3 protein-coding genes are annotated in these 4,890 nt (G+C 39.6%); all 3 read left to right on the top strand.

Annotated features, from left to right (window positions below; all coding sequences use genetic code 11):
- A partial coding sequence (locus AC220I_RS18080; protein ID WP_486725268.1) for a membrane dipeptidase occupies window positions 1-360 on the top strand: 360 nt, incomplete at its 5' end.
- Between the two features lie 295 nt (window positions 361-655).
- Window positions 656-793 (top strand): hypothetical protein, encoded by a 138-nt coding sequence (locus AC220I_RS18085; protein ID WP_486725269.1) that lies wholly within the window; start codon window positions 656-658, stop codon window positions 791-793.
- Between the two features lie 477 nt (window positions 794-1,270).
- The coding region (locus tag AC220I_RS18090) for an IPT/TIG domain-containing protein (protein ID WP_486725270.1) at window positions 1,271-4,890 on the top strand (3,620 nt) is incomplete at its 3' end.

Genomic DNA, 4,890 nt, shown 5'->3' on the forward strand with positions numbered 1-4,890 from the left:
CCGAGAAATCTTACTGACGCTCAACTGAAGGCAATTATGGAAACTGGGGGTGTCGTGGGCATAAATAGTTATCCAGCCTTTGTGGGTAAAGGCAGAAACCTAGAAGATCTAGTCAACCAAGTGGATTATTTGGTGGCGAAGATTGGCGTTGACCATGTGGGGTGCGGTTTTGACTTTTGTGACTATTTGGATTGGGAAAGAGAAGATAAGGGTTCTTCAATGGATGTGCTTGAAGGTTTGGAGGGGACTGTAAAGGTACCAACACTTTTTTCTGGCTTAAAGGCAATCGGTTATTCAGACGAGGCCCTGTCGAAAATTGCCCATGGCAACTTCGAAAGACTTCTAAAGACGGTCTTATAAATATGCATAAAAAAAAGACTTGTCATGCAAGTCTATTAGGGGGGAAATGAGATGTGAAAACGGGGGGACGTTTTCAATCTATTGCCTTAATCAATTATTTAAGGTAGTTTCATTTTACTGAATACTTATGACCAAACTATATAGGAAATATGAATAAAATGTTAAATTCACAATGAGATTTTAAGGGTCACCTGAGGCAAAGGTCCTAATTCTCCAAAATTCTTGAAAAAGGGTTGAAAATCAATTGAAATGGGCATAACATAGTAATGCTAAGATTGATAGGAAAGAGGGACAAATGAGCAATCAAAAGGAAGTTGATAAAATTGTGGATGCGCTTAGAAAAAAAGAAGACAATGCCAAGGACATTCATGATAAACAGACCAGTCAAAGTAAAATTGATGAACTGATTAACCAAATCAAAAAGAAAAAATAAAGATTTTTAAAATAGAAGAATAAAGTTGTCAGAATAAAGAAATTTTTATCCAAAATACACAAAAAGGACACATGAGCATGCTAAAATTAGGGTAACCTTTTAAGGCAACCCAAACATAATTTGCTGTGAAGAGACGCCCAAAACTCTTCACTCCCCGATTTGCTAAGCGCCATTTCCCAAGTGGCGCTTTAACCCTTTTTGGAAATCAAATAACAAGTAATCATATTGTAATATTTAAATTTTCATTAATATTAAACAATTCAATGACTATAGCCGATAAATCATAGAGGTTTTTGTAAAATCCTTTTAATGATGATTCGGCTCTTTTATTGTTATAATAAAAGTAAGACAAGTCTAAAGTAAGTGATTATTTTTTGGTACAGTAACTTGAAATTAGCCTTCAAATAAGAGATGTAGATACAAGAATATCGATATTAGAATAGATTTTTAAATAGATATTAAGAGATGGGGTGCTCTATGAAACGGAAATTGGTCTTATTATTAATTATATTGACGATCATGGGAAGCTTACCGATGAATGCAATAGCAAGCTATGCAACCATCGTTGGCTCAAATGCTGATGGGAACAGAGTCGTAACGGATATTAAATATTCGGTAACGCATTCCGGCTTCACGCTTTCATCTGGCTATATTGAGATTCAGGGTACAAACCTTGTGGATGTTAACGTGCTCTTTGAGAAGTCTGGACAGGGTTTCGTTAACATGGGGGAAAGAGTCCTCAACACAGATACCTTTGTTAAGTATAATTTAACCAAGGATGAAGCAGAAACCTTTATCGGAAAAGTCAGAATCGGTGGTCAAACCATTAACTTAAATACGGCGACATTCCCCAATATTCAGGGTTCAAATAAGCAAACCATCAACAAAAATGATCCACAACCCTATACCATCGAATTTTATGGTAACTACCTCGATAGCGTAAACGATGGTGGCAACATAACTGGAATCTACGGGACAGGGATCAGTAGTTCATCCCTCGGAACAGATGATTCAGACAGTGGTCATACTTTAACCCTTACCAATGCCACCAATCCAGGGCGTTTGGGTTACCAAAATATCGTTCTCAGCCAAACTGTGACCAGTGGGGACCCAGTAAATTCAACACCTAATATTGAAATCGAATATTCATATATCAGTGCCTTTAGAATCATTGAAAGTCTTGGACTCAATGATCTTAAGATGTTTCCCAATACTGGGGCTAAGGGTGATGAAGTCTACTTCACAGGCACCAATTTTTCGGATACCCGAAATTATGAAGTCTATTTCTTAAAGGCCCTTGATGGTTCGGATAAATATTCGACTGTCAACAAGGCGACTTTCGTATCTCTAGGGATTGATGTCAACGGCACAGAGGACCGATTGACCGTTAAAGTGCCAGAAGATATCAACTTTGAGCGCCGTAACTACTATGTGGTTCTAACGGATGTACAAAGTGGACAAGTCATCGCAGAACAAGTGGTTTACAGGGATGATCTTCAGACTATTTTAGACGAGTTCACCGTTATTGAAACGGGTTACAAACCGACGATTGAGGCCATCTATCCGGCTAAAGGCCCAGATACGGGTGGTAACGTCCAGATTTCAGGGCGTAACATCATCACACTTAATATACCGGATTTAACATCACCAGGGACTTTTGCATTGCCAACTTCTGAGAGCAATGATGAGGTGCTTGTGATTAACTATGCAAACGGGACTTACAAGGGCAATAACGTTTCGATTGAAAGAAAGATCAATGTAAACATTGCCAAAAAGACTGTTTTTGCAAAGGATACAACAGGAGAATTCCAAGTTTCAAAGGGAATTCCAGATTCAATCATCGTGACGACTGCGATTATTGATGATGCTGAGACAGACCCGCTTAAGGATGTAGTCGTTGAAATCGAGACCACTTTAACCATTACAGATGCTGGTGCTGATTTCGGCAAACAGTATGTATTCAACCAAATCGTAACCAAAGCTAACGGCTTTGAGTTTGAACCGAGTTCATATACACCTGAAATAACAAGTGTATCGCCAACACAAATTCAAATTGAAGATACAGCGACAACTTACTCTAGAGTCAAAAACAACACCTTGTTATCCATCAAGGGTGACAAGTTCTTGGTGGATAGAGTTGTTGACGCAACCGGTAAAATCATCACCCGTAAACCTTCAGTCTTAATCAAAAAGAATGACGACAATACCTTTAACAATCTCTATCAAGTGGGCTTCTTCCCAAATGAAACTTGGGTGAATCCGCTGGATAATAACGTTACCGTTACCGGTATTATCAAATACAAGCAAAGCGAAGGAGACCCAGAGCAGGTACTCCTTGATGGAAACGGGATTGCAGTGCCACTTACCCTTACGGTTATCAATTCCAACGGCAATGTCGTGGATGGCACCAGTACAAATCAGTTGGGTCAAAAAATTCTCATTATGGTACCAAACACCACGCTTATTGGCGATGGTGGTATTAAGCATCTCCAAGTGACGAATCCAACGCGTGATTCTGCATCGTTTGGTAAGTCTAATATACGTTCAGATTTTCTCGAGTTTATCAAGACAGCAGACATTCCTGTAATTGAGAGTGTCAAGCCAAATATTATCACTGTGGAAGGCAATGAAGAGGTCGTCATTACAGGTTCAAACCTTCAAGAGGGCTTGAGATTGTACCTTGATGGTGATGAAATCACAACCTTCACAAGAGATTTGGATACGACAGGTAACAAGATCCTCATCAAGTTCACGGCACCAAAGGGAAGAGAAGGCACGACGCAGCTTCAAATCGTCAACCCAAGTGGTGGTATTGCAGTATCTGACTTCACTTACGTTAAAACCTTTAACAAGGATCCAATCTTTAGCAGCTTCACACCTAAGACCGGTACGTTTGAAACCATGGTGGTGGTTAATGGTGATAACTTCCTCAAGCCAGATCCAACGGCCATCACGGAAACTGGGATTGATGCCTTTAGACTGATTGGAACAAGGATAAAAATCGACGGACGCGAGGTTAATGATTACAATCTCAATGTTTATGGAAACATTGACTATTTGCCTTTCACGGTCCCTAATGAAGATAAATTTATTGATCAAGATGCAGGTAAGGCGGTATTTTCTTCTTTCGCAGAAAATACGAAAGTTTTAAATGCTTCTGACTTAACCGTGGCAACCCTAACAAATGACAGTGAAAAAAATCCTGCAATCTATTGGAATGGTGAGACCTATGCCTTTAAATATTCTGGTGGCACCTACAATGCCTATAATTCATCTGGAACATTAATTGGTCCTGCAACCATTACATTTGATAATAATGACACGACGACGATTGCCATTACAGGTGGCCCTACATTCACCGCTGTGATGGACAACCATATTATTAGAGTTGGGAAAAATACAGAAGGAAAAGATTTTGCCTACTTGTCTGACTATGCCGAAAGTGTTATCCTCACAGACGGTCTTGAACACTATACGCTTTCTTATAATTTTAGCCAACTACCTGTCATTACCAATGGCAAGGATAAAACTTATACCATTACAACAGATGGCCTTGGCAATATCAATGCTGAAGATCAATTTGGCAATAAAAAACCAGTTGTGACAAACAATTCAGGCTTAACGCTTGATGGTGTTCAGCTTGACATGATCACGCCTTATGTAACCAATCCTGTAACGGGTGGTATTGAAGGCAACAGAACTAGAATTCTTTCCAAAAATCAGATTGTGTTTACAGTACCTTATTTGACAACGGGTAAAGGCTATAAGTCACTTGAAGTTATCAATCCGGACACCAAGCTAGATGGGAAATATGATCAAAACGGTTTTTACTATATCGCACAGGCATCTTCAAATCCTGTCATCACGACGATTGAACCCAACAAGGGGTCAGTGGATGGCGGTTTCTATGTGCAGATTTCAGGAAGTGATTTTGAGGACAATGTGAAAGTCTATATTGACTCTGTTGAAGTGCCAAGCTCAGATACCTATGTGGCGCTTGATGGCAGCTGGATTAAAATTAAAATGCCTGCTTCCATAAAGGATTTGAACGGAGATTATGGAGTGGATCAAATGGCCGTTCCTGTGGTGGTTGTCAA

The sequence above is a fragment of the Fusibacter sp. genome (genome assembly GCF_057447755.1).